The organism is Streptomyces sp. NBC_00207 (assembly GCF_045160965.1).
Lineage (GTDB): Bacteria > Actinomycetota > Actinomycetes > Streptomycetales > Streptomycetaceae > Streptomyces.
The window spans coordinates 1366527-1390417 of the sequence record NZ_CP130715.1; the positions used below are offsets into that span (position 1 = coordinate 1366527).

At 73.2% G+C, this 23891-nt stretch carries 19 protein-coding genes; 10 read left to right on the top strand and 9 right to left on the bottom strand.

Features of this window, described 5'->3' with window-relative positions; all coding sequences use genetic code 11:
- Nucleotides 1-49 precede the first annotated feature (49 nt).
- The 7 genes from OG472_RS06895 to OG472_RS06925 all read right to left on the bottom strand — a co-directional run bounded on the left by OG472_RS06895 (nucleotide 50) and on the right by OG472_RS06925 (nucleotide 5273).
- A complete protein-coding gene (locus OG472_RS06895; RefSeq protein ID WP_376609725.1) occupies nucleotides 50-193 on the bottom strand; it encodes a SapB/AmfS family lanthipeptide in 144 nt (47 codons plus the stop codon).
- A gap of 1 nt (nucleotide 194) precedes the next feature.
- Nucleotides 195-2825 (bottom strand): class III lanthionine synthetase LanKC, encoded by a 2631-nt coding sequence (gene lanKC, locus OG472_RS06900; RefSeq protein WP_405834789.1) that lies wholly within the window; start codon nucleotides 2823-2825, stop codon nucleotides 195-197.
- A 211-nt stretch (nucleotides 2826-3036) separates the two neighbouring features.
- Nucleotides 3037-3522: a VanZ family protein gene (locus OG472_RS06905; RefSeq protein ID WP_401603698.1), complete on the bottom strand. Its 486-nt coding sequence runs from the start codon at nucleotides 3520-3522 to the stop codon at nucleotides 3037-3039.
- 91 nt (nucleotides 3523-3613) lie between these two features.
- Nucleotides 3614-4144 carry an ATP-binding protein gene (locus OG472_RS06910; RefSeq protein ID WP_401603701.1) on the bottom strand — a complete coding sequence of 177 codons (531 nt, stop codon included), beginning with the start codon at nucleotides 4142-4144 and terminating at the stop codon, nucleotides 3614-3616.
- Nucleotides 4145-4261: 117 nt separating this feature from the next.
- Nucleotides 4262-4417, bottom strand: coding sequence for a DUF6131 family protein (locus tag OG472_RS06915; protein WP_362855089.1), 156 nt, complete (start codon nucleotides 4415-4417; stop codon nucleotides 4262-4264).
- Nucleotides 4418-4570: 153 nt separating this feature from the next.
- Complete coding sequence (locus tag OG472_RS06920) at nucleotides 4571-4942, bottom strand: PRC-barrel domain-containing protein (protein WP_401603704.1); 372 nt, start codon at nucleotides 4940-4942, stop codon at nucleotides 4571-4573.
- A 154-nt stretch (nucleotides 4943-5096) separates the two neighbouring features.
- Nucleotides 5097-5273, bottom strand: coding sequence for a CsbD family protein (locus OG472_RS06925; RefSeq protein ID WP_383564156.1), 177 nt, complete (start codon nucleotides 5271-5273; stop codon nucleotides 5097-5099).
- Nucleotides 5274-5508: 235 nt separating this feature from the next.
- Between OG472_RS06925 and OG472_RS06930 the strand changes: the two genes are divergently transcribed.
- From OG472_RS06930 to OG472_RS06940, 3 genes are all read left to right on the top strand, one after another.
- Nucleotides 5509-7944, top strand: coding sequence for a SpoIIE family protein phosphatase (locus tag OG472_RS06930; RefSeq protein ID WP_405828499.1), 2436 nt, complete (start codon nucleotides 5509-5511; stop codon nucleotides 7942-7944).
- Nucleotides 7945-8122: 178 nt separating this feature from the next.
- A complete protein-coding gene (locus OG472_RS06935; protein WP_401603708.1) occupies nucleotides 8123-8485 on the top strand; it encodes an STAS domain-containing protein in 363 nt (120 codons plus the stop codon).
- Nucleotides 8486-8498: 13 nt separating this feature from the next.
- Nucleotides 8499-9011 carry an ATP-binding protein gene (locus tag OG472_RS06940; RefSeq protein ID WP_405828501.1) on the top strand — a complete coding sequence of 171 codons (513 nt, stop codon included), beginning with the start codon at nucleotides 8499-8501 and terminating at the stop codon, nucleotides 9009-9011.
- Here OG472_RS06940 and OG472_RS06945 read toward each other — a convergent pair.
- Nucleotides 8938-10305: a mycothione reductase gene (locus OG472_RS06945; RefSeq protein ID WP_405828503.1), complete on the bottom strand. Its 1368-nt coding sequence runs from the start codon at nucleotides 10303-10305 to the stop codon at nucleotides 8938-8940. The two genes, OG472_RS06940 and OG472_RS06945, sit on opposite strands and share 74 nt — an antisense overlap.
- A gap of 103 nt (nucleotides 10306-10408) precedes the next feature.
- Nucleotides 10409-11341, bottom strand: coding sequence for a hypothetical protein (locus tag OG472_RS06950; RefSeq protein WP_401603713.1), 933 nt, complete (start codon nucleotides 11339-11341; stop codon nucleotides 10409-10411).
- Between the two features lie 182 nt (nucleotides 11342-11523).
- Here OG472_RS06950 and OG472_RS06955 point away from each other — a divergent pair, with 182 nt between their 5' ends.
- The 7 genes from OG472_RS06955 to OG472_RS06985 all read left to right on the top strand — a co-directional run bounded on the left by OG472_RS06955 (nucleotide 11524) and on the right by OG472_RS06985 (nucleotide 23636).
- Nucleotides 11524-13284 (top strand): hypothetical protein, encoded by a 1761-nt coding sequence (locus OG472_RS06955; protein ID WP_405828505.1) that lies wholly within the window; start codon nucleotides 11524-11526, stop codon nucleotides 13282-13284.
- Between the two features lie 91 nt (nucleotides 13285-13375).
- The gene (locus OG472_RS06960) at nucleotides 13376-14461 is read left to right on the top strand and encodes a hypothetical protein (RefSeq protein WP_405828506.1); all 1086 of its coding nucleotides are present in this window, start codon (nucleotides 13376-13378) and stop codon (nucleotides 14459-14461) included.
- Nucleotides 14458-15747: a hypothetical protein gene (locus tag OG472_RS06965; RefSeq protein WP_405941132.1), complete on the top strand. Its 1290-nt coding sequence runs from the start codon at nucleotides 14458-14460 to the stop codon at nucleotides 15745-15747. The genes OG472_RS06960 and OG472_RS06965 overlap by 4 nt, the downstream gene beginning before the upstream one ends.
- Nucleotides 15744-19484, top strand: coding sequence for a hypothetical protein (locus OG472_RS06970; RefSeq protein ID WP_405941133.1), 3741 nt, complete (start codon nucleotides 15744-15746; stop codon nucleotides 19482-19484). Before OG472_RS06965 ends, OG472_RS06970 begins: the two co-directional genes overlap by 4 nt.
- Before the next feature lie 547 nt (nucleotides 19485-20031).
- On the top strand, nucleotides 20032-20445 hold the full coding sequence (locus OG472_RS06975; RefSeq protein ID WP_405941134.1) for a hypothetical protein: 414 nt from the start codon (nucleotides 20032-20034) through the stop codon (nucleotides 20443-20445).
- Between the two features lie 756 nt (nucleotides 20446-21201).
- Nucleotides 21202-22338, top strand: a complete 1137-nt coding sequence (locus OG472_RS06980) for a PLP-dependent cysteine synthase family protein (RefSeq protein ID WP_405941135.1) — start codon at nucleotides 21202-21204, stop codon at nucleotides 22336-22338.
- On the top strand, nucleotides 22335-23636 hold the full coding sequence (locus OG472_RS06985; protein WP_405941136.1) for an MDR family MFS transporter: 1302 nt from the start codon (nucleotides 22335-22337) through the stop codon (nucleotides 23634-23636). The genes OG472_RS06980 and OG472_RS06985 overlap by 4 nt, the downstream gene beginning before the upstream one ends.
- Nucleotides 23637-23891 lie beyond the last annotated feature (255 nt).

The window sequence follows — 23891 nt, forward strand, 5'->3', positions numbered from 1 at the left end:
TGGGGTGCGGGCCCGGGCGGCGAACCGCCCGGGCCCGAGGTGACCTGGGTCAGTGACAGGTCGTGAGGCTCAGGCTGCTGTCGCCGCAGAGCAGCAGGCTGGCCCGGCTGCCGCCACCGCCGCCACCGGTCAGCGCGGCCTCGGTGGTCTCTTCCTTAGGGGTCTCCATCGACTGCAGGTCAAGAAGCGTCATGTCAGGTCCTCTTCTTCTCTGAGGTGGTGCGATGGGTCACGGCCCCGGACGGGACCGGCTTGGGGGCCGCCGCGCGTGCGCGCAGCGGCGGGAGGAAGGGCAGGTGCGCGCGCCCGCCGGGCGCGGCGCTGCCGAGGGCGAGGAGGGCGCCGGCCGTGCCCGTGGCGAGGTCCATGGACAGCCGCATCATCTGCTCGCCGGGGAAGGCCAGATGCCCCTGGTACGGCACGGCGTGCCGGGCCAGTGCGTCGATCTGGCGGGCGATGGCGCCGGCCCCGGTGCCCGGGCCCGGTGTGGTGGTCCGGGCCAGGTGGAGGATCATCCCGGCGGCGCCGCGCAGCAGCCCGGGCTGGGCGTAGAAGGTCGCCTGCGCCGCCCGTACGATCTCGCGCCGGGCCTGTTCGAAGCGCTCGTCCGGGCCGTGCTCCAGCCAGTCGTCGAGCACCATGCCGATGCCGACGCTGCCCTCGCCGAGGTACGGCATCGTGCGCCATCCCTCGTTCACCTGGAGGGTGCCGAAGGCGCTGGTGACGCAGCGGTCGAGGTCTCGGTGGAGCGCTTCGGCGGCCTGGATCAGCAGTTCCTTGTCGCCGGTGCGCTCATAGAGCCGTACGAGGAGCAGGGCGGCGCCGGAGTTTCCGTACAGCAGTCCCGCGCGCCGGGGCCGCCGCTCCGGCCGGACGATCAGTTCGGCGCAGCGCAGGGCCGCGGTGTGCAGTCCGCTCTCGCCGCTCGCCGTGCCGAGTGCGTCCAGGGCCAGGCCGATGCCGGCCAGTCCGCTGTGCAGGTCGGGGCCCGCGCTCTCCCACGGCTGGTGCAGCAGCAGGTCGACGAGGGCGAGGGCGCGGTCGTGGTGTCCGAGCCTGTGCAGGGTCCAGGCCGTGCCGGCCAGGCCGTCGTAGAAGCCGAGCGGAGTGCCGGAGACGGGTTCCCGGGTCCGGTCGAGCAGCCATTCCTCGGCCTCGGGCCAGGGTCCGGCGCCGGTCTCGGCGAGGGCGTGGAGCACTCCCGCGACCCCGTAGCCGAAGCCGACGCCTCCCCCGGCGGCCGCGAACTGGGCGATGTCGCCCGGGAGGAGGCGGTCCTCGCGCTCCGGGGTGGCGCTCGCGCGCAGCGCCGCCGTCATCGACGTACGGGCGGCCGGCCATGCGCGTGGCTCGACGGGAAGGTACGGTCCCGGCGGTGCGGGCAGGCGTCCGCCCGGTGCATCCTGCGGGACGCCGGACACGATCTCCTCGACTGCCTCGTCGAGGAACCGCCGCGGTACGGGGAACTGCTCGGCGGCGACGGCGGCCAGATGTGCGGCCTTGGCCCGGTCCAGGACGAGCAGGCTGGTCAACGGGAGGAAGAGGGCGAGCCGCAGGCAGGCGAGGGCGTAACGGTCGACGGAGAACCCGCGCCGCCCGGCCGGGGCGACGAAGGCGGGGTTGGCCACGGTCTGCCGCAGTCCCTCGTCGACGTGCGCGGCGGCTTCGAAGTCCAGGAGTGCGACGGTGGGTTCGCCGCTCTCGTCCTCCGCCACCATGATGTTGAAGAGGTGCAGGTCGTTGAAGACCACGCCGCGGGCGTGCACGGCGTCGACGGCCTCCGTGACCCGCCGGTGGATGGTGAGGGCCCACTCGGTGTACGAGGCGAGCTCCGCCGGGTCGGGATCCGCCTCGATCAGGGGGTGACGGCGGGCGAAGTAGGTGTTGAGCGGTTTTCCGGGGAGGTGTTCCAGCACCAGGAAGTGGTGGTCGCCGACCGTGAAGGTGCCGCGGACCGCCGGGACGCACTCCAGGCCCGCCAGGCGTTCCAGTGCGGCCTGTTCGCGGTGCAGCCGGGTCACGGCGTCGGCGCCGTCGGCGGCGAGGCCGGCGTACGGCCGGGCCTCCTTGAGGACCACGCTCTCGCCGGTGCGGCTGTCCTTGCCGAGGTAGACGCCGCCGCCGTTGGAGAAGTGCAGGGCCTTCTCGACCGTGAAGGGGATGCCGGTCAGGGTGACCGCGGAACGCGCTTCGAGGTGCGGCTTCAGGAAACCGGGCAGTTCGAGCCACTCGGGCGGCTGGAAGGCCGGCCCGCGCGGGTCCGGTACGAGCCGTCCGTCGGGGGCCTCGATCGCCGGGACCAGTTCGCCCTGTTCGGTGTAGCAGTGCCGCAGGGTGAAGCTGCCGTAGCGCAGGTGGACGGGTCCGGCGCCCCAGCGCAGATCGCTGAGGATGTACGGGCCGGCCGCCCCTGCGAGCGCGGCGTCGAGGTCCTCCGCGATCCGGCGGCACTGCTGCTCGTCGGACGGGTACACGGTGATGAACTTCCCGCTCGCCGCGCGGTCGGCGTACTTGGCGTTGCGCAGGTGCAGCAGGTAGCGGCTCGGGATGAACTTGAAGGCGATGCGGCGGGCAGTGCAGTACTCGTACACGGTCGTCAGCGACGACTCGGCGTTGTCGAGGGTGGCCGATACGTGGATCTTCCAGCCCTGCGAGGGCAGTTCGGCGTCGGTGGGACGCAGCGCGAGCCAGTCGCCGCTCCGGTGTGAGCGCCACCCCGCCGGGACGGGGGCGTCAGCCGCCGGATAGTTCTGACCGGCCCGCCGGTACGGCGCGTCGTAGAACCAGCGGTCGGTGTCGCAGAAGGCGGCGTAGCCCTTGTTCACACCTGCTCCCTCGGTCGGCGGCAGACCGAAGGTGTCACGCCCGGCGGATGCGGCGACAGTCACCGCTGTCACCGATGGGGTGTGCAGTACTCACGAGTCACGAGGCACGGGGCACACGTCCTGGGGCACGGGTCACGGGTCACGGGGCTTGTGTGGCGACGGGGCTTCGGGGCGCGGGGCTGTCACGGGACTTCGGGGCGCGGGGCTTCGGTCACGGGGCTTCGGGAGCCTTGGCGCGTGCGGCCGGCCGACGGGGGCGGGTCCAGCGGTGCCACCAGTGCCCGCGGCGCGGGTGCACGGCCCGCCCCAGCCGCCGGCCGATCAGCAGGTAACCGAGGAGCGCTCCGGCCGTGTTGAGGATGACGTCGTCGATGTCGAAGACGCGTCCCGTGACGAGGGCGCCCTGGGTGAGCTCCACCAGCGTCATCAGGCAGACCGTCACGGCGGCGACCCGCAACAGCCCCCGGGCCGGGGGCAGCAGGACGGGCAGGAGCACGCCGAAGGGCACGCCCAGGAGCAGGTTCCCGCCCAGCTGGCGCACCGCCTCGATGGTCGAAGTCCCGTCCAGGTAGGCGCTGATCGAACGGCCCGGGCGGACGTTGCTGTGCACGAGGGCCGCCGAGGCCGCGGAGGGTTCCAGCGTCAGCCGGGCCAGGACCACACTGAACAGGACGGTGCCGGCGAATGCGGCCACCATGGCCAGCGCCCGGACGGCCGGGTGTGCCGGACCGCGTCTCCTCCCGGCGCCCGGGACGGCCGCTTCCTCCGACTGCCCACCGCGTCGCGCGTCACTCCGTGTCATGCAAGCGCGTCTGCCCGGCGAACGGCCCGGTACACGGCGCCTGCTGACGGTCCGCCACGGCGGACCCGCGTTGCGTGGTCAGCCGGGCGGACTCGATCTCCGCCCAGACGACCTTGCCGGTGCCATGGGCGTAGGAGCCCCACCGGTCGGAGAGCCGTTGCACGATGTGCAGGCCGTGGCCGCCGGGGACGCCCGGCCGGCGCGCGGCCCGCGGGCGTGGCGGCGTCCTCGCGCCGTCGAGCACGTCGATGCGCAGGGACTCACCGGCGGTCAGTACGAGCTCGTGGCAGCCACTCGCGTGCAGGGCCGCGTTGGCGACCAGCTCGGACACGACGAGCAGGGCGTCCTCGGCGCTCTCGCGGCGGTCCCACCCCCAGTCCCGCAGGGTCCGGCGGGTGAAGTCGCGTCCCTTGGCGACCGCGCCCCGGACGCTGCGGAGGGCGAGACGGCGGCACTGGCCCGTGACGGGCACTCCCTCGCGCCGCGGATCGCCGGTGGCTGCTCCCGTCGTGTTCACTGTCGCCTCACCCTGACCGTAGACACTGCTCAGTTGCCGTGGGGGACGGAGACGAGCGGCTCCGTCCGCGGACCGCCCCGGCCGGACGCTTCCCGCGCCCGGCCCGGGGCCGGGCGGCTACCAGTAATGGCGCCGGCCGCCGACCGCATGCCCGACCGAGCCCAGGATCCACAGCACCGCCCCCACCACGAGCAGGATGACCCCGATGGTCCACAGGATGGAAATTCCGGTCAGGAATCCCACGACCAGGAGAATAAGTCCGACGAGAATCATGATGCCCCTCGTTCTCACATTGGGAATTCGGCGGAACGATCGGACCGCCGTGGCGTCTCTGACCGCGTCTACCCTCGAACCTCGTGTAGGAACGGATGCCGGGCATGAAAATGGGCCCGAACTCGTCGAGTTCGGGCCCATCGTGGTGCCGGGTCAGACGGGGCGGCGGCCGAGGGGGCCACCGGCGGAGTAGTAGTACGTGCCGAGTGCCTCGCGGTAGTCGACGTCACCGAGGTGCTTGTCCCGGTGGAATTCCGGGGCGTTCTTTATCTGCTCCTTGGTGCCGTTGACATAGACCTTCTTCTCGGCCCCATCGATCCGGATCACGGTGCTCGCCGGGAGCAGGACCTCCTTGCCGAAGATCCAGACACCGGTGTCGACCACGAGGTAGGCGTCGCCGACCTCGTAGGAGTGCTTGTCGACCTTGCCGATGTCCCCGTCGATCGCCTCGACCTTGTACCCGGTCAGATCGGCGCCGGCCAGGTGGCCCGCGGTCGGCCTGTAACTCCACACATGCTCGGTCACGCGAAAACAACTCCTCCGGCGGGCAGGGGACGGCCAGGATTTCCCTGCCGTTCCTCCCTCTTCGATGTCGTACGCGGCGGCAGTGCTGCCCCGCGCCGGCTCGATTGCCCCGCTTTCGGCGCTTCATTCATCGGTCGGGAGGCGAGGTCAGGACCTACCTGCCCGTACCCTTCTTCATCTTCTCCGAGGCCTTCGCCGTCATTTCCTCGGCCTTGCCGCTCATCCGCTCGGCACTGCCCTCCGCCTGCATGCCCTTGTCGTCCATGGCGCTGCCGGCGCTTTCCTTGATCTTGCCCTTGATCTGCTTGGCCTTGCCCTTTGCCTTGCTCATGACGGGGTTTTCCTTCCTGGAGGGGGTGCTGCCCACCTTGCTTCGGTGGCAGCCACTCCGCAATTCGGGCCGGAATCCTTTCTTTCCTGCCGAGCCGGCACTCCCGGCGCCTGCCCCCTCGAACGCACCTCAAGCAGGGGCGGCCGCGAGCGCGGCGTCACTCCCCCGCCGGGGCTGCCGCGAGGGGCCGTCCCACCTGGGCGCACGCCGGGTGCGGCCGTGGCATGCTCAAGGAATGGAGGGCGATGCCGCGCCTGAGGGCGAGGGCGCCGGACCCGAGGTGCTGGCGCTCGCCAAGGTGGTGGCCAGGCTGCGATCGGAGGTCGCGGACCTGGAAGGCGCCGCCGCGACCACGGCCGTCGTCGAGCGGGCCAAGGGCGTGGTGATGGCCCAGGCGGGTGTATCAGCCGACACGGCTCACGAAATCCTGGCCGGCCGTGCCACCGAGGGGGGCCGCACCCTCCTGGAGGAGTGCTGGATCACCCTGGGGCCGATCCGCTCGCGCCCACCGCCCGGAACCGCACCCTCCGAGCGGCCCGCCGCCCCCACGGCCGACGCGGGGACGAAACCGGCCGCCCCGCCGTCCGGCTCCGGGCACCGCCTCGCCGGCCGCGCCGGTGAGGCCGTGCTGCGCCCGCCCCTGGCCCGGCTCGCCGACGGCCTGACGGTGGCGAACGGCGGTGACGCCATCGCGGAGCTGCTGAGGACCGTGCTCGGCCCCGAAGCGGCCGTGGACGCGGTGATGATCTACACCCTGACGCCCGCCGGAAGCCTGGAGCTGACCGGCCGCGCCGGCATCGACGACATGCTGGCGGAGCGGTGGCGCCGGATCCCCCCGCTCGCCGGCGTGGCCGCCCACGAGGCGGTGGCCGGGCACCGGGCCCTGTGGCTGGAGAACCCGGCCCAGGACGCCCGCCACTACCTGCTGATCACGGACGCGACGGACCGGTGGCGCTCCCGCGCCTGGATCCCCGTACCCACCGACGGCTCCCCGGACACGGCCATCGGCTTCCTGCGGACGCGGCCGGGCCCCTTCCCGGCCGACGTCCGGGCGCTGCTGCGGCGGGCGGCCCGGCTGTGCGCCGGTCCGCTGGGCACGCCGGAGCGGCCCCGCGACGCCGAGGCCGAGCCGGCGGACGTCGACGTGGCCTCCGCCCAGCGTGTGCTGGACGCGCTGGCCGGACCGGCGATCCTGCTCACCCCGCTGCGCTCGGAGGCGGGCGAGGTGGAGGACTACCGCATCGACGCGGCGGCGCCGGAGTCGGTGGACGTCGCCGGGAGGCGCGGCAAGGAGCTCGTCGGCCGCCGGGTCCTGGAGACGTATCCGACGGTGGTGGACACCGCACTGTGGGACGGGTACCTGGAGACGCTCGCGACGGGAACGGCGTACGAGGGCGAGCCCTTCACCTACGAGGAGGTGGTCGCCGGCGTCCCGCAGCAGTCCGTCTACTCGGTCCGGGCCTCCAGGCTGGGAGACCGGCTGGTCGTGTCGTGGATCCGTCACGACACGAGCGAGCGCGAGGCACGGCGGCTGGCCGACATGCAGCGGCTGGGCAACCTCGGCTGGGCCGGATGGAACCTGGCGACGGACACCGTCACCTGGTCCGATCAGGTCTACGCCATTTTCGACCGCGACCCCCGCCACGGGCCGATGACGCTGGAGGAACTGCCGCGGCGCGTCCTCCCCGACGACCTGCCGAAGCTGGGCAGCGCCGTCCGGCGGCTGCTGAGCAGGGGGGAGGCCGTCGACCAGCCGTTCCGGATCACGACCGCCGACGGCGTCCGTCACCTGCGGCTCGTCGCCGAGGCCCGGACGGACGCGGACGGCACACCGGTGGAGGTGCACGGCTTCTTCCAGGACCTCAGCGCGCAGCGCGGCGTCGAGCTCGCACTGCGCGAGAGCGAGCGGGCCGTCCTCGTCCAGCGCGGCATGCTCCAGGCCGAGCGGGCGCTCGCCGCGAGCCTCCAGGACACCCTGCTGCCGATCCCCGACCAGTCCCTGGAGCTGGCCGGCCTGTGCATCGACGTCGCCTACGTTCCCGCCGACCGTGGGGTCAACGTCGGCGGTGACTGGTACAGCGCCATCGAACTCCCTGACGGCAGTGCCCTGTTCGTCGTAGGGGACGTGGCCGGCCACGGTCTGGCCGCCGTCGGCACCATGGCCCAGCTGCGCTTCACCACGAAGGGCATGACCGTCACCGGCTCGCCCCTGCCCGACGTGCTGCGCCGGCTCAACACCCTCCTGCTCCATACCGCTTCGGACCCGTCCGCCACCGCCACCGCCACCATGGTCATGGGCCGCTACCAGCCCTGGGACCGGCGCCTGACCTGGGTACGGGCGGGCCACCTGCCGCCCTTGCTGGTCCGCGGCGACCGGGCGGGCTTCCTCGACCAGCCGCCGGGCAAACTCCTCGGCGCCAGCTTCGACTCCTCGTACGAGCAGGCGGTCATCGAGCTGATGCCCGGCGACCGCCTGCTCTTCTACACCGACGGACTCGTGGAGGAACCCGGCGAGGACATCGGCGTCGGACTCGACCGGCTCGCCGCGTCCGCCCTGCGGCTCATCCGGGAGGGCCGCGGCGAAACCCTCGCCCGGACGCTCGCCGCGCTGTGCCCGGGCAACCGCGACGACATCTGCGTGCTCGACATCCACGTCCCGGACGACCCGTGAACCGGCGCACCGGGCTCGGCCGCGCCACGAAGCCGGCCACCGCTGCCCGCGCCCCGGCCGCAGGCTTGGACGGCAAGCGAACGGGTAGGCGCGGTACATCCCGAAAATTCCGGATGGGAGGAGCCATGGCAGCCTCAGCGGTTCATCCGACCGGGCACGGAGAGGGAGTGTGTGCCTGATGGCCACGGCGAACGGAGAACGTTTCACCGTCGAGGCGCGGTCCCACCAGGGGGCCACGATCCTGGCCATGGCGGGGGAACTCGACCACGACACCGCCGAGCCCCTGCGGCAGGCCCTGGACACCACGTGGCCGGACGGCAAGCGGCTGCTCGTCGACCTGACCCACCTGGACTTCTGCGACTCGACGGGCTTGAACGTGCTGTTGCGCGGCCGGCTCGCGATCCAGGAATCCGGTGGCACCCTCGAGCTGGTCGGCCTGCACCCACCGGTCGCCCGCATGTTCCACATCACGGGCGCGGACCGGCTCTTCCGGCTCCACACGGATCTGGAAGCGGCGCTCGCGACGTCCCAGCGCCCGTAGGGGAGGAGCACCCGTGGACGAGGGCCGGTCACCGGAGCTGACCCGGCTCCTCGTGCTGCACGGGGCCGCCGGCGCGGTCACCCGCTGCCGCGACTTCGCACGTCAGGCCCTCACGGAGTGGCGCTGGCCGCCGGCCGTCGTGGAAGCGGGCACCCCCGGCGCGGAGGCCACCGACGACGCCCTGCTCCTGGTCTCCGAAATCGTGGCCAACGCGTGCCTGCACGCGGGCGGACCCACCTCCCTGGTCCTGCGCTGTACGAGCGACCGGCTGCGGATCGAGGTGACGGACGGGAGCCCCGCGGCGCCACGGGCGACGCACCGGTCCGAGCCTTCCCGGCCCGGAGGCCACGGGCTCCTCATCGTGGAACGGCTGGGCCGGAACTGGGGCTGGTATCCACTCGACGGCAACGGCAAGTGCGTGTGGGTGGAGATCGGCTCCCCGCCGGGCGGGCTCACAGACCGAGGTCGAGGAGAGCCTTCTCGACGAGCTCGGTGGGCGCCGGGTGAATCCAGTACGGGGACCTGACGAGGGTGGACGCATCGATACCCAGGGTCATCGCCAGGACCAGGGGCTGGATGAGGGCGGGGGCCTGCGGGCCCATGAGGTGGGCGCCGAGCAGGCGGCCGGTGCCGCGTTCGGCGAGCACCTTGCAGAAGCCGGTGGTGTCCTCCATCGCCCAGCCGTAGGCGACGTCCGCGTACCGCGCCTCGCCCACCAGAAGGTCCAGCCCCCGTTCGCGGCAGTCCTGCTCGGTGGCACCGACCGAGGCGATCTGCGGTCGGGTGAAGACCGCCGCGGGCACCAGCTCGTGGTCGGCCGCGATCAGGTCGTCCGGGTGGCGGAGGTTGTGGCCGACGACCTGCGCCTCGCGGTTGGCGACGTGCTTGAGCGGCACCGGAGTGCACACGTCCCCGAGCGCGAAGACGCCTTCCGCGGTGGTGCGCTGGTACGCGTCGACGACGATGCGGCCGTCGTCGTGGGTGGCGACCCCGGCGGCGCCGAGGTTCAGCCGGTCGCCGTTGGGGACGCGGCCGACCGCGACCAGCAGCATGTCGGCCTCGACCGTCGAACCGTCGTCGAGGGTCAGCCGCAGCGCACCCGGACGGCCACCGACGCCGGTGACCTCCCGGCCGAGCCTGAGGTCGTAGCGGGAACGGGCCAGTTCGGTGAAGCGTGCCGCGACCGTCTCGTCCTGGGGGCCGAGCAGGCGTTCCTCCTTCTCGACGATGACCACGGAACTGCCCGCCGCGGCGAACACCTCCGCCAGCTCCGCCGCGACGTAGCCCCCGCCGAGGACGGCCAGGCGGCGGGGCGGGGCGTCGATCCGCATGATCGTGTCGGAGGTCTCGTACGGAAGCCCGGAGCCGGCGATGGGCGGGGGCACGAGCGGGCGGCCGCCGGCCGCGATGACGATCTGCCGGGCGCCGATGCCGACGGCGCCCTCCGCGAGGCCGATCCGCAGCTCCCGGGGGCCGGTGAACCGCGCCGTGCCCTCGTACACGGTGACGGAGTCCGCCTCCCGCCGGCCCCGGCGGCCCTCTTCGCGCTCGGCGTCCAGACGCCCGAACACCCGGTCGCGCATCTCCCGCCAGCGCACGCCGGACAGCTCCGCGTCCACGTCGTACGTGCCGGCTTCGCCGACGGTCCGGGCCACGTGCGCGGTGTGGGCGTACATCTTGCTCGGGATGCAGCCCGCGTTCAGACAGGTGCCGCCGAACCACCTCTCCTCGACGATGGCCACGTCCAGGCCGGCGAACGATGCGTCGATGACGGCGTTGCCGGAGCCCGCACCGATGACGACGAGATCGTGCTGACGCATCGCGCCAGGCTACGAGCCGTGCTGCGGACCGGCGCGTGGGGCGCGCCACCCGCCCGGCGCGTGTCGCCCGTCCGCCAGCCGGCCCGCCAGCAGGCAGGCCGGGTCACCAGGTCCAGCGGAAGCCCGCGGCGGCGTTCTCCAGGGACGGCAGGAAGCGGTGCACGGCGGAAGCGTCCTCGAAGCCGACCTGCTCCTCGAACAGCACCCGGCCGCCGCTGTGGTCGTCCCATACGGCCCACCAGAGCTTGCTCGGCGGCCGGCCGGGATCGAACTCCACGACGATGTCCACGTTCTGCGCACGGGCGTGCGCGACCCGCCGGTACTCCACCGCGGGGGCCTGGCCCGGGTCGAACCGGACGTCGTACTCCAGCGAGGCGACCTGCCCCTGCCTCAGCGGGCGCGGCAGCGTGATCTCCAGCACCGGGGTGCTCCAGTCGCGCTCGTGCCGGGCGGTGACCCGCCCGCCCCGCCGGACCGTCACCTCCCGGGCACCCGGGCACAGGCGGTGCGGGAAGCTGTCCACACCGTCCTCGCAAGCGATGATCGCCTGGGTGGTGCGGTGCCGGACCGGATAGCCGCCGATGCCTATGAAGCGCCGTTCGAAGACCGACACCGTACGGTGCCGCTGTCTCAGCGGCAGCCGCTGCTCCTCGCGCAGGGTGTTGGCCGGCGATGCGATACGGCCCGCGGGGTCGTGGAAGCGCTCGGCGCGGAGCATGTCGCCGTCCACCCGGCTCATCCGGAAGGCGCCGATGAACCAGTCCAGCGTCTGCGGACTCAGCACCTCTCCGGCCAGGGCGCGCTGCACCCGGTCCTTCAGGGCCCGAGGCAACGCCGTATCGGTGTCCGGCCGTTCCCCGGTCTCCCACAGGTGCAGGGCGATCACCTCGGCGACGGCCGCCTGGCTCACCCCGGCCGACGCCCCGCTCCGGCGGGCCAGCCGGGCCCAGCGGTCGCGGTACTCCACACGCTGGAGGAGCAGTTGCTGCAATAACTCGGCCGTGGCCCGGGCGTTGGCGGGACGGTCGCCACTCATCGTCGTTCACCTCTGGTCGCAGTGCGACGTAAATGCGACAGGCGGTTGCTGAGATGGAACCGGGCCGGAACCTCGCAACCCCCCGGTCCCGCCGCTTCGAAGCGTACCGGGGCCCGCGGCACCCGGCGAGGTGTTCGTCAGGATCGGGACAGCCGTCCGGAAGCCTGCCCACGGGGGTGATCATGTCCGACGATCTGACGGCCGACGAGGCGTTGGTACGGGAAGCGTGCACCCACGGCCGTCCGGCGGATCTGCACGACGGGCCGTCGGGGAGGCGGCCGGTGCGTGCCGGTGTACTGCTGGGGCTGCTCCTGGGGGTGCCCGCCGTGCCCACCGCGCCCGCCGTGCCAGGCGGAGGCCGGCCGGCGCTCGTCCTGCGCGGAGCGCGCGTCACGGGCTCCTTCGACCTGACCGCCGTGACGGTGGAACGGCCGTTCGCGATCGAGGACTGCTGGTTCGAGGCTCCGGTGGTGCTGACGGATGCCCGGCTGCGCGGTGTGCGGCTGTCGGACTGCCGGGTGCCGTCCCTGGAAGGAACCCGAACGGCGGTGGACGGCCTGCTCGATCTGGGGCGGATCCGGTCCGGGTCGGGAATCCGGCTGGAAGGTGCGCGCCTCTCCGGCGGGTTGCGGCTGGCCGGCGCCGAACTCGGCCCCGACGGTGCCGGTGTCGCGTTGGCCGCGTCGGGGCTGGAGCTGTCCGGCCCGCTGGAGGCGGCCGGGATGCGGGCGGTGGGCGCGGTGGTGCTCGGCGGGGCACGCCTCGGCGGGCCGGTCGACCTGGCCGGTGCCGCCGTCGAGCGGGCGGGCGCGGATGCGCTGGTGCTCGACCGGGCGGTCCTCGGTGAGCGTCTGCTGGCCCAACGGCTTTCGGTGGAAGGCCGGTTCCGGCTGTACAACGCGTCGGTGGCGGGCAGCGTCCAGCTGTCGGGGGCCCGGCTCGACAATCCCGGGGGGATCGCTCTCGGCGCGGCCGGGGTCTCGGTGCGCGGCGGGTTCTGGTGCGGGGACTCCTTCGCCGCCTGCGGAGAGGTCCGTCTCGTGGGCGCCGAACTGCGGGCCAACCTCTCGCTCCGCGGGGCGAGCCTCGACCACCCCGGTGGCAGCGCGCTGGACCTCGGCAGTGCCACGGTGCGTGACGTGGACGCCCGGGCGCTGGTGGTGCACCGGGGCGGTGTGTCGTTGCGCGGGGCGGTGGTCGGCCATCGACTGGACCTGACCGGAGCCCGCTTCACGTCGGCCGGGTCCGCAGGCGCCGGCTCCGCCCTCGCCCGGCTGGACCTCCACATGCTCCGGGCGGGCGAGGTGGTGCTGCAGCCCGCGGCACCGGTCCGCTGCACCATCGCCCTGGACCACGCCCGGATCGGGCACCTTCACGACGGCCCGGACGCCTGGCCCGCGGAGCTGGTACTGGACGGCCTCACCTACGAAGCCCTGAGCCCGGTCCTCCCGGCGCGCGCACGTCTTGCCTGGCTGGCCCTCGACCACTGCGGGGTCCGCCCGCAGCCGTACGAACAACTCGCCGGCAGCTACACCAAGGTGGGACTGCCGGTCGAAGCACGCGCGGTCCAGTACGAGAAGGAACGCCGGTCGAACCGCTCCCGCTCGGGCCCCGCCCGGGCGTGGGGCGCGGTGCAGGACATCCTGGTGGGCTACGGCTACCGGCCCTGGCGTGCGCTGTGCTGGCTGGTGCTGGTGGTCGCCGGGGCCGGCTCGGTCTTCTCCGCCCGCCCGCCCACGCCGCTGGAGCCGGGGCGGAACCTGGGCTTCAACGGGTTCGCGTACGCGCTCGACCTCGTGCTGCCCCTGGTCGACCTGGGCCAGGACCGGGCCTTCGTACCCGTCGGCACGACGCAGTGGCTGGCCTTCGCGCTGGTCGGTACCGGCTGGATCCTGGCCTCCGTGATCGCGGCGGCGGTCGCCCGGGCCGTCGCCCGGAGGTGACCCGGTACCGGTGCGACGCAACCGCGACACACGCGGGTTGTGGTGGTCCCCCAGGCGGCCCGTGGCCGACGAATCCCGTGGAGAGGACGAGATGCTGCCCACGTCAACCTCCGCCGGCGAAATGAGCCGGTGGTACGAACGCCCGCCCGACGCACCGCTGGTGCGCGGGGACCTCGTCGACGACCGACCGGTCGTCGGGATGGTCTTCACCCACCAGGCACCCCGCCACCGGATCCTCCTGGCGGGCGAGGAAACCCTGTCCGCGCCCCCGGACCGCGCGGTGCCGGCCGGCCCCGAGGCCGATCGCGCCGGGATCCTCCGCTCGGGCCCCGGTCCGGCGGACCGACTGGACGCCGGGCTGATACGGGCCGCCGCGGAGCTGGCCCCCGGCCTGACCGAGGCGGTCGAGCTGGCCATCTCGGTGCTGGGTGTCGAGGGCCGGTTCATCCGCTCCCTCCTGGACACGGTCGACGCCTCCCGGCACCATGCCTGGCTGGTCGGGGGCACCGTCCGGGACCTCGTGGGCGACGGAGCGGACGCACGTCCCAACGACCTCGACTTCGCCGGGACGATGCCGCCCGGCGAGCTGTACGACGCGGCGACGGCCGGGCTGCGGGCCGCCGGCCTGGGCGACTACTACCCCATGGTCAGCGAGGACAGCATGGTCTGCTCGGTCGCTCCCGCGCCCGGCAGGCCCCGGATCATCGAGTACAAGCCCCTGGAGGTCAAGGGCTTCCCGCTCCGGGTGTACGGCGGCGACCTCGTCGACGACGTGACGTGCCGCGATCTCACCGTGAACAGCCTGTACTACGACCACCGGCGCGGACTCGTCCTCGATCCGAGCGGTGCGGGCCTCGCCGACCTGCTGGCCGCGCCCCGCAGGCTGCGGACCCCGTTCGACGGCGACCATCCGGTACGACAGGCGGAAGTCCTCGTCCGGTTCCTGAAATTCGCGTTCCGGATGCCCGACGCCGACCGGTCCGCGTTCGCGGCCTGGGCCCGCGCACTGCCCACCGACCTGGCGGACCGGGTGCCTTCCCGCAACTGGCCGGCCCTGACGGGACTCTGGCGCCGCTGTGTGGCCGAGGACCTCGCCGCGCGCGCCGTCGACCTGGCGGCGGGCTACGGCCCTGGGGCGGGCCACGTCGCCCGGACCCTCCACGAGCGGAGCCGATGATGACGCACAGGCCGCTGAGCAACTGGGTGACCGCCGTCCGCCGGGACGGCGCCGGCTTCGGCCGGGTCCCCGGCACGACGATCAACGGAGGCGACGAGCGCGCCGACGCGCGCCACCTTCCGGAGTTCGCCGCCGGCTGGCGCCACGAGGCCCTCCGGCTGCCGGGCGGGGAGACGGTCCTGGGGCTCGTCCGCTCCGACCGGTCCGAGGCGGTCGTCGAGCTCACGGGCACCGCCCGACCGATACCGGTGACCGCCGAGGGCGCCCTCGTACTCGCCTCGGTCGAGGACCACTGGCCGCCCCGCGCCTTCGATCCGACGGCGGCCGCCGTCCTGGCCGCGCAGGACGAGGACCTCCGCCATCTGCTGCTCGCCCGGCTGGTGGCGGAGGGCGCAGAAGGCGCCGGACCCGTTTCCGAGGTCTTCCACATCCTTCCGTGGCACCGCGTGGACGCCCTCGCCCGGGCGGTGACCTCACTGGTCGAGGGGGCGGTGACGGCTCCGGACATCCGGCTGGGGTACGTCTTCGCCCCCGCGGGCTCACGGTTCACCGCCGCGCTCGAACAGCTGGACCACGGCCTGCGGTCCGCGGAGCGTTCCACCGCCCGGACGGGCGCGGGCAGCCTCTGCGCCCGCCTGCTCCTGCTCGACCCCGACCGCCTGCCCGCCTCCACCAGGGAGGGGCTGCGGGAACTGCTGGCGGTCCTGCACCGGATCGACCCGTTCCTGCGGGCCAGCGCGCAGCGCGCAGCGGCCCGCCTGGCCGCCGCCGACCACGGGTGGACCCCGGCCGAGCTCGACTCCCGTTTCGCCGCCGCCGCCGGATCCACCCAGGAGGTCCGCCGCGCCCGTGCCGAACTCAGCCGGGAGCCGTTCGGCCTGAGGATCGCCGTCACCTCCACGGGCAGCGTGGAGATCGGCGTGGAGGCCGCCCTGCCGGCGGAGGAGATCGAGCGGGCGACCACCGCGTACGGGGCTCTCCTTCTGCCCGTGCGGGTGGAGGGCCTGCGGTCCGGAGGACGGCTGCTGGTGGCCCTCGACCACCGCCGCGGCCGGCTCTCCGGCAGCGTCACGGCGCCCCTCGCACCGGGTGCGACGACCGTACGGATCGACCAGGACGGACCGCCGCTCGGGTCCGACGACCTGCCACTGGCCGACCCGGCCGAGGTGCGGGACTCGGCCCGGGCGGCCGACACCCGCAGCGGCCGCAGGATCTGGTCCGACCTGGCGGCGGGCCTGCCGGCCGGACACCCCGTCCGAGCGGCGATCGAGGAGGGGATCGGGTGAGCGCGCCCGGCAGGACGGCCGACGCCGACGCCGCCACCGACGGCAGTGCCCTGGCCGACGGCCGTGCCCTGGCCGACATCGTGGCGGCACTCGCCGATCCGCCGACCGCGGGCCCGGAGGCGCTGGCGCAGCGCCGCGCGGACCTCGTCGGCCCCTCCCGCCCGGCCGCACGGTGGGTGGCGGAACTGGTCGCCGCGGGCGACCGGGCCTCCCTCGTGCGGCTGTACGGGGAGACGACCGCCCTGCACGAGGAGTTCGAGGAGCTGCTCGGCGCCACCACACCGCCGGCCGTCGCCGCCCGGCTCCGGTCGGCCTCCGGTCTGGACGACGCCTTCGACGACGACCAGCCCGGCGCCCTGCACGCCTTGCGCGTGCTGGCCGGACTCGGGCTCGCCCTGGTGAGCGAGGAGCCGCCGGACGGACCGCTGGCCACGGCCGTGGTCTGGTTCGAGGAGGCCTGTTCCTCTCCTGCCACCGCCCCGGTCCGGTGGTCGCCGGCGGATCTCGCGGCCGGGGATGCCCGGCTGCTGCGGGCGCTGGAGCGACTGCACGGGCTCGCGGCCGGGGCCTCCTCTTCCGGGGCCGCGTACACCACCGCCGTGACGCTGACCTGGCTGGCGCGCGGCAGGATCGGCGCACTCACCCGGGAGACGGTCGCCGTGGGCGTGCTGTTCGACCGGGGGGCGACCGGCGAGAGCGGTCGGCTCAAGGCGACCTTCGTGCCCGGCCTGCCCTCCGCCCTGGTGCCGCACCCGGAACGGTCGGCGCTGTTCAACGCCGACCGTGACTTCGGCGCATCCCTGGACCTGGCCTGGAAGCTGGCGGGCGGTGACCGGATCGACGGGACCGTCCTGTGGTGCGTCGAGGACACCACCGAACCGGTGCTCCACATCCAGGACGCCTCGCTGGGCGCTGCCTTCGCCGTGGTGCTCGACGAGGTGCGCCGGGTGCAGCGGCCCCTGTGGAGCCTCCGCCGAGCGCTCGTCTGGGCCACGCGCTGGCTGGTCTGGCTGTTCCTGCTGCTGTGGCGGCTGCGCCCGGCCAACGCGGTGACCGGGCGCCTTGACGAACAGGGCGTCCTGCAGTCGGTCGCGGGCTACGAACGGAAACTGCGGGCGGCCGGAGCACGCCGACGGGTGATCGTCCCCTCGTACGACCGGGAGGCCGCCGGGCTCGCCAACAGCCGCCTGGAGGCGGAGTACGCGCGGGCGGACATCGTCCCCGTGCTCACCTGGCGCAGGGCGGCGCGCAAGGCCCGCCAGTACAGCCTGCTGGTCGGCCTGCGGCTGCTGGCCGCCGTGATCACCGTCGGTCTGCTGCTCGCCCTGTGGGCCAAGACCGCCGCCGACGCGGACGCCCGACGGGCCCGGACCGCCCGGCAGGTCGAGCGACTGCTCAAGGAGTCCGCGGACCGGCGGTCGGAGGATCCCGCACTCGCGCTGCGGCTGGCCCTGGCGGCCGACCGGATCACCTCGACGCCCAGGACCAGGAGCACCCTCGCCGAAGGCCTGCTGACCACCCGCTACCGCGGTGAGCTGCCGCGGGCCGCGAAGGTGCCCAGCGCGCTCGCCTACACGGCCGGGGGCCGCGTGCTCGCCGCGCTCGACGGCGAGCAGGTCACCCTCTGGGACGTCGCCGGGCGCCGGGCGGCGGGGCACTTCCCCGCCCGCGCGGCGACCGAGGCCGCCTTCGCGGCCTCGGCGGACGGCTCGGTCCTGGCCGTCGGAGCGGCCGAGGGAGCCGGCGTCGAACTGTGGGACGTACGCCGCCCCGACGCGCCGGTGCGGATCGCGACGGCCCCGGTGACGAAGGAGCCCCGGGCCGTGCGCCTCAGCGGCGACGGGCGGCGCATGGCCGTCCTGAGCGGGAAGGAGTTCGAGGAGGCCGGCGAGGTGACGGTGTGGGACGTCTCGGTCGGGGCCCATCCGGCTCGGCTGTCCGCCGTCCCGGTCACCAGCGCGCACGTGGTGGCGCTGAACACCGGTGGCGACCTGCTCGCCGTGGCGGCCGGCCGCGCCGTCGACTTCCTGAACCTCTCGGCGCCGGGCCGGCCGGCGAACGCCGGACGCATCGATCTCACCGACCAGATCAACCAGACCACCGACATCGCCTTCGCCCCGGGTGACGATCCCAGGTTCTACACCGCCACGACGAGGCCGGGTGCCGCCGGAATCGGTGCGGGCAACCGGTTCGTCGTGGCCTGGGACATCTACGACCCGCGGTCTCCGCGGGAGCTGAACGAAACGGAGGGGCAGGGCCGGATCCAGGTCGGCGCCACGGGTCTCCTGACCACGATCGGCGACGACGGGGCCGTCATCGTCGGGGGCCAGCGGCTCCAGCCCGACGGCGGCCGGGCGAACTCCCAGCCCCCGAGGGCGGACGAGGCACCGGCCGTCTCGGTCTCCGCGGTCAGCCCGGACGGCCGTACGGTGGCCACCGCGGGCGCCGGGGCCGTGATCCGGCTCTGGGACACCGCCGACCTGAACGGCTTCGAGAGGGTCGGATCGGTGATCGGCTCCTTGACCGACGCCTTCGACTCCCGGCACGGCGTCCTGGCCACCGTGCAGGGCTCCGGGCCGGGCACCTCGACCAAGACCATCGTTCTGCTGAACGCGGCCAAGGGTTCCGGGTACGAGGTGCTGGCGCGCTTCCCCACCACCGCCGCGGACATCAACCGCATGGTCTTCGGCCCGGACGGCCGGACCCTGCTGTTCGGGCGCCACGACGGCGTGATCGGGCGGCTGGACGTCTCGCAGCCCCGGAGCCCGAAAGCCCTGCCCGACCTCCCCGCCCGCACCGGCACGGTCGACTACCTCGCGATGAGCCCCGACGGGAAGGTGCTCGTCTCGGCGGGGGACGGCCGACTCGCGGTCTGGGACACCTCGGGCACCGAACCCGTCCCGACGGTGACGCTCGACGGCTCCGAGTCGGGGCAGCCCGACGCGCCGGCGAGCCCCGACGCGGGCCGGAGCGAGACGGTCCTCCCCTCGATGTCCGGCCCCCTGGACGACGATCACGGCGAGGTGCCCGGCGATGACGGCGAAGTGCCCTACGGTGACGGCGCGGTGCCCGACGACGACCCCGTGCCCTTTTCCGGCCCGGAGGCGACGGCGGCACCTCACGTCACGGACCCCGACGACGGGAAGCGGGCAGTCGCCTTCGCGCCGGCCGGCCGGACGCTGGCCGTCAACGACACGTCCGGGAAGATCTCACTCTGGGACCTCTCCGACCCCCGTCATCCCCTGAGGACGGCCCGGATCGAGGGCGGTGACCCCCAAGACCCGCTCAGGGCCGTGCAGTTCAGTCCGGACGGCGGCACGGTGGCGGCCGGCCACAAGCGGTGGACGGTCACCGATCCGCACCACCCGAAGGCCGCCCCCGACCTGCCGCTTCCGGCGGGTCTGCGCAGGATCGACCTGCTCGCCTACGGTCCCCACGGAGCCGTGGCGACCAGCCTGGAGCGCTACGACGCCACGGTCTGGTACCTCTCCGACGGCATGGCACCGGTCAAGGCCGGGCGGGTCGTCCACGCGGCGCAACCGCACTCGCTCCACCTGCCCGAAGGGCGCGTACTCTCCGCCACGTTCGAGAGCTTCCTGATCCTGGACATCACGAACATCACCGATGTCACCGCCGACCCGGCCGCCGCGGCGTGCCGTGCCGTCGGCCGGTGGCTGAGCCGGGAGGAATGGGCCGAACACGTACCGGACGCGGACTACACCGTCGGCTGCACCTGACGCAGCACCTCACTTGCGACGGCCTTCACGGCCTCGGGAGCCAACCGGGCCAACAGGTGCAGGCGGTGCGCTGCCGCTGGTCGGCGAACGACCGGGCCACGCTCTCTGCGCGGTCCGGCTCGTTCGCCCGGGCGAATGCGGTCGCCAGGTACCAGGCCAGCTCGCATGGCCATGCGCTCGGCTCGGCCGAACTCGCCCAGGTAGACAAACTCGGGTGCGATCTCAGAATGCGCGCTCGCCCGCCCGTAGGGCCCGTCGACCGCGAGCGAGCGCCTCGGCGCTTCCGGCTTTGCCCGCTCGGGCCAGGCACCCCATCACGGTGGTCTGCACCGGGGTACTGCTGATGTACGCGCGGACCTTCGAGGCGATGGCCCGGGTGACGGCGTCCGACGCCCCGGCCGAGGCGGTGCTCAATCAACCCGCAGGTGCCCTCAGCTCAGGCCCTCATGGTTTCCTACAGCCCTTGTACGCGTGCGCAGTTGGATCACACGCTCTTCCGCGAAGGGGCGTCCGGGGGCGGGTGGACGCTGGCTATGCTCACGGGGTGATGACAGCTCGGTCGCGTTCCGGCGGCCAGTCGACCACCTCGCTGGTGCGCCGACTGGTCACTGCCGGGCTGGCCTTGCTGCTGCTCAGCCTGGTCGGCGTGTGCTGCTCTTTGACGGAGCACAGCAGCGAAACGGCGGGCGCGCAGGCCGCCTCCGCCTCCTCGGCGAACACGGAAGGCCAGACCGAGGCATCCGCCGCGGGCTGCCCCGAGGGCGAGAGCCACTCGGCAGTCGAGGGTGCGCGCCGCTCGGGCGCACCGTCATGGACGGCGGACGAGCCCGATCTCGCCGCGGCACTGCACGAACGTCGGACTTCTCCGAGTGTCAGGTGTGCGCGGCCCACCGAGCAGGTGAAGCAACCCGCTGCCGCTGCATCCGACCACGTCAGATCACAGGTCGTCCTTCAGGTGTAGGTGTCGGAGCTTTCCGACGACACCCACGCGCACGCTGCGGAATTCACAGATTTGCCCACAAAACGGCGTTATGTTCATTGCGCCTCGGCTTCTGGCCTCGCATTCCTGCCACCTGTGCGCGCACCCGCCCGTGTCGTTTCCCAGCCTCACGGCTGAGGAAGTGACTGCCGCTCGGAGGACCTGTGCTCCGCCCGCCCCCGCCGCGCTCGACCCGCCTGGTTCCGTCTTGGCCGGAAGTTCTCCTCGCCTGTGCGCTGATTGGGCTGCTTCTCGCCGCCGTGCACTGTTCGTCGTACCTGTCCAACGACGGCCACCGACACCTCTCCCTGTCCGCACCGGCTGCGCCGGACGGATTCGCGGAGCCCTCCGATGAGCAGGAGTACCCGGACCGCCCGCAGCACGACCACGGCTCTGCGTGCGCCTCGCCCTGCCTGACCACGTGGGCCTCTGCGAACGAGGTCCCGCGTCCGGCCGATGGGCCGGCAGCCCTTGCTTCGTCGGAGCTCAGGGTGCTGCCTGTGGAGCAGGTGGCCCCGGCCGCCTTCGGCTCCGGTAGATCATCCATAGCGCGCACCGGCCGTTCCACGCTCGCCGACGTTTGCCGGTGGCGGATTTAGGCCGCTCGTCCCGCAGCCGCACGCGGCTGCCGCATGCCGCTCTCCGGGCCGGGCCCTGCCTTGCCGGTGCCCCGGCCGGTCACGGCGTGCCACACGAACGAGTAGCCGACGCCATCACCGAACGAACGAAGGCACAGCCATGCATTCTTCGACCACCGACACGTCGTCCACCGGCCGCTTGGCCCTGTCCGAACTGGTGGGCAACACCCCGCTCCTGCGCATCTCCGAACCGCTCGCACCGGCGGGCCGGGGCTTCTGGGCGAAGCTGGAAGGCTTCAACCCCGGCGGCATCAAGGACCGCCCCGGCCTGCACATGGTCGAACGGGCCCGCGCCCGCGGCGACCTGAAGCCGGGCGCGCGGATCATCGAGTCCACCAGCGGAACCCTGGGCCTCGGTCTCGCCCTGGCGGGCATGGTCTACGGCCACCCGGTCTCCCTGGTCACCGACCCGGGCCTGGAGCCGTCCATGACCCGGCTGCTGACGGCGTACGGCGCCCAGGTCGACATGGTCTCCGAGCCGCACCCCACGGGCGGCTGGCAGCAGGCCCGCCGCGACCGGGTGCAGCAGCTCTTGGCCCAACACACGGACTCCTGGTGCCCTGACCAGTACAACAACCCGGACAACACCGCCGCATACACCCCACTCGCCCTTGAACTGGCCACCGAGCTCCGGCACATCGACGTGCTGGTGTGCAGCGTCGGCACCGGCGGCCACTCCGCGGGGATCTCGCGCGTACTGCGGCAGCTCTACCCCGAACTGACGCTGGTGGGGGTGGACACCATCGGCTCGACGATCTTCGGGCAGCAGGCCCGGCCCAGGTTGATGCGCGGCCTGGGGTCGAGCATCTACCCCCGCAACGTCGCCTACGAACACTTCAGCGAGGTGCACTGGGTGTCCCCGGCCGAAGCCGTGTGGACCTGCCGTCAGCTGGCCGGCTCCCACTACGCCACCGGCGGGTGGAGCGTCGGAGCAGTCGCACTGGTCGCGGGCTGGCTGGCCCGCTCGCTCCCGAAGGACGCGCGCATCGCGGCGGTCTTCCCCGACGGCCCCCAGCGGTACCTCGGCACCGTCTACGACGACGGCTACTGCGCCGCCCACGGCCTGCTCAACCGCCCGCCGGCGCCGGAACCGGACCTCATCGGCCGACTGGACGAGAAGGAGGTCACCCGCTGGACCCGGTGCACTGCCGTCGTCGACCCACTCACCCTCGGCACAGACCGTGAGAACGAGGCAGCCGTGAAGCGCGCGTTGGACCCGCAGGAGCAGGCCCGGTGAAGGACACGATCGCTCAATTCCGCTCGTACAACGGCAGCATCCGACTGTTGATGGTCAACCAGTTCACCATCAACCTCGGCTTCTACATGCTGATGCCCTACCTGGCCACCTACCTGGCCGGACCGCTCGGCCTGGCCGGATGGCTGGTCGGACTCATCCTCGGCGTACGCAACTTCAGCCAGCAGGGCATGTTCCTCATCGGCGGGACACTGGCCGACCGCCTCGGCTACAAGCCCATGATCATCGCGGGGCTCATGCTGCGCACCGCGGGCTTCGCGACCCTCGGGCTGGTGGAGTCCGTCCCCGCCCTGCTGGCCGCGTCCGCCGCGACCGGCCTGGCCGGCGCCCTCTTCAACCCCGCCTCCCGCGCCTACCTGGCCGCCGACGCGGGCGAGCGCCGCGTGGAGGCCTTCGCCCTGTTCAACGTCTTCTACCAAGCGGGCATCCTGCTCGGCCCGCTGGTCGGCATGATCCTGACCGGCATCGATTTCAGCGTCGCCTGCCTGGTGGCAGCAGGGATCTTCGCGCTCCTCGGCGTCATCCAGATCAGGGCCCTGCCGGCCCGGCGCCCCGATCACGCGGAAACCTCCGACGGGGGCCGCGAGGGTGTCCTGCGGCAGTGGCGCGGGATCTTCGCCAACCGTCCGTTCCTGCTGTTCTCGCTCGCCATGGTCGGCTCGTACGTCATGTCCTTCCAGGTCTATCTGTCCCTGCCGCTGGAGGTCAGGCGCCTGGGTGGCGAAGGACGGTTCGGGACGGCCGCGGTGGCTGTCCTGTTCGCGGTCTCCGGGCTGAGCACGATCGCCTTCCAGACCAAGGTGACCGCTTGGTGCAAGGCCCGGATGGAGCCGGGCCGGGCGCTCACCCGGGGGCTGCTGGTGATGGGGACGGCGTTCGTCCCGCTGCTCCTCGCCTCGGCCGTGCCGGTACCGGACGGCGGGGCGGGCCTGTGGGTCCTGGCAGGGTTGCCACCGGCGCTCTCGGCACTGCTGCTGGCGCTCGGCACGATGATCGCCTACCCGTTCGAGATGGACACCATCGTCCGCCTCGCGGGCAACCGTCTCGTGGCCACCCACTACGGCCTGTACAACACCATCTGCGGAATCGGCATCACGGTCGGCAACCTGCTCACCGGCATGGCGCTGGACGCCGCACGCAGAGCCGGGTTGCCGGCACTCCCGTGGGCGGCGTTGGGACTGCTCGGCCTGGCCTGCGCGGCGGCGCTACACGCGCTGCACCGTACGGGTCGACTGTCACCTGCCCAGGCCGAAGGAGGACGTCAAGCCGTGGCCGCCTGACCGGCGCCGGGACGTACGGACAGGGGGCGGCGGCCACAGCCGCCCCCTGTCGCCTCGCGCATGCCGGCGCAAGCCACGCCGCACAGGCACACGGATTGCGGTGCGGTCGGCGGAGCACCGCCGGCCGCACGGTCTTGCCCCGTCTCCAGCGCGCGGACCACGGCAAAGACCGTGAGCGCGGGGCCCGCAGTGACGGCCGCCACTCTCCGCACGTCCAGACCACCGCCTCGGCGGGCCGCGACCGACAGCAACCCG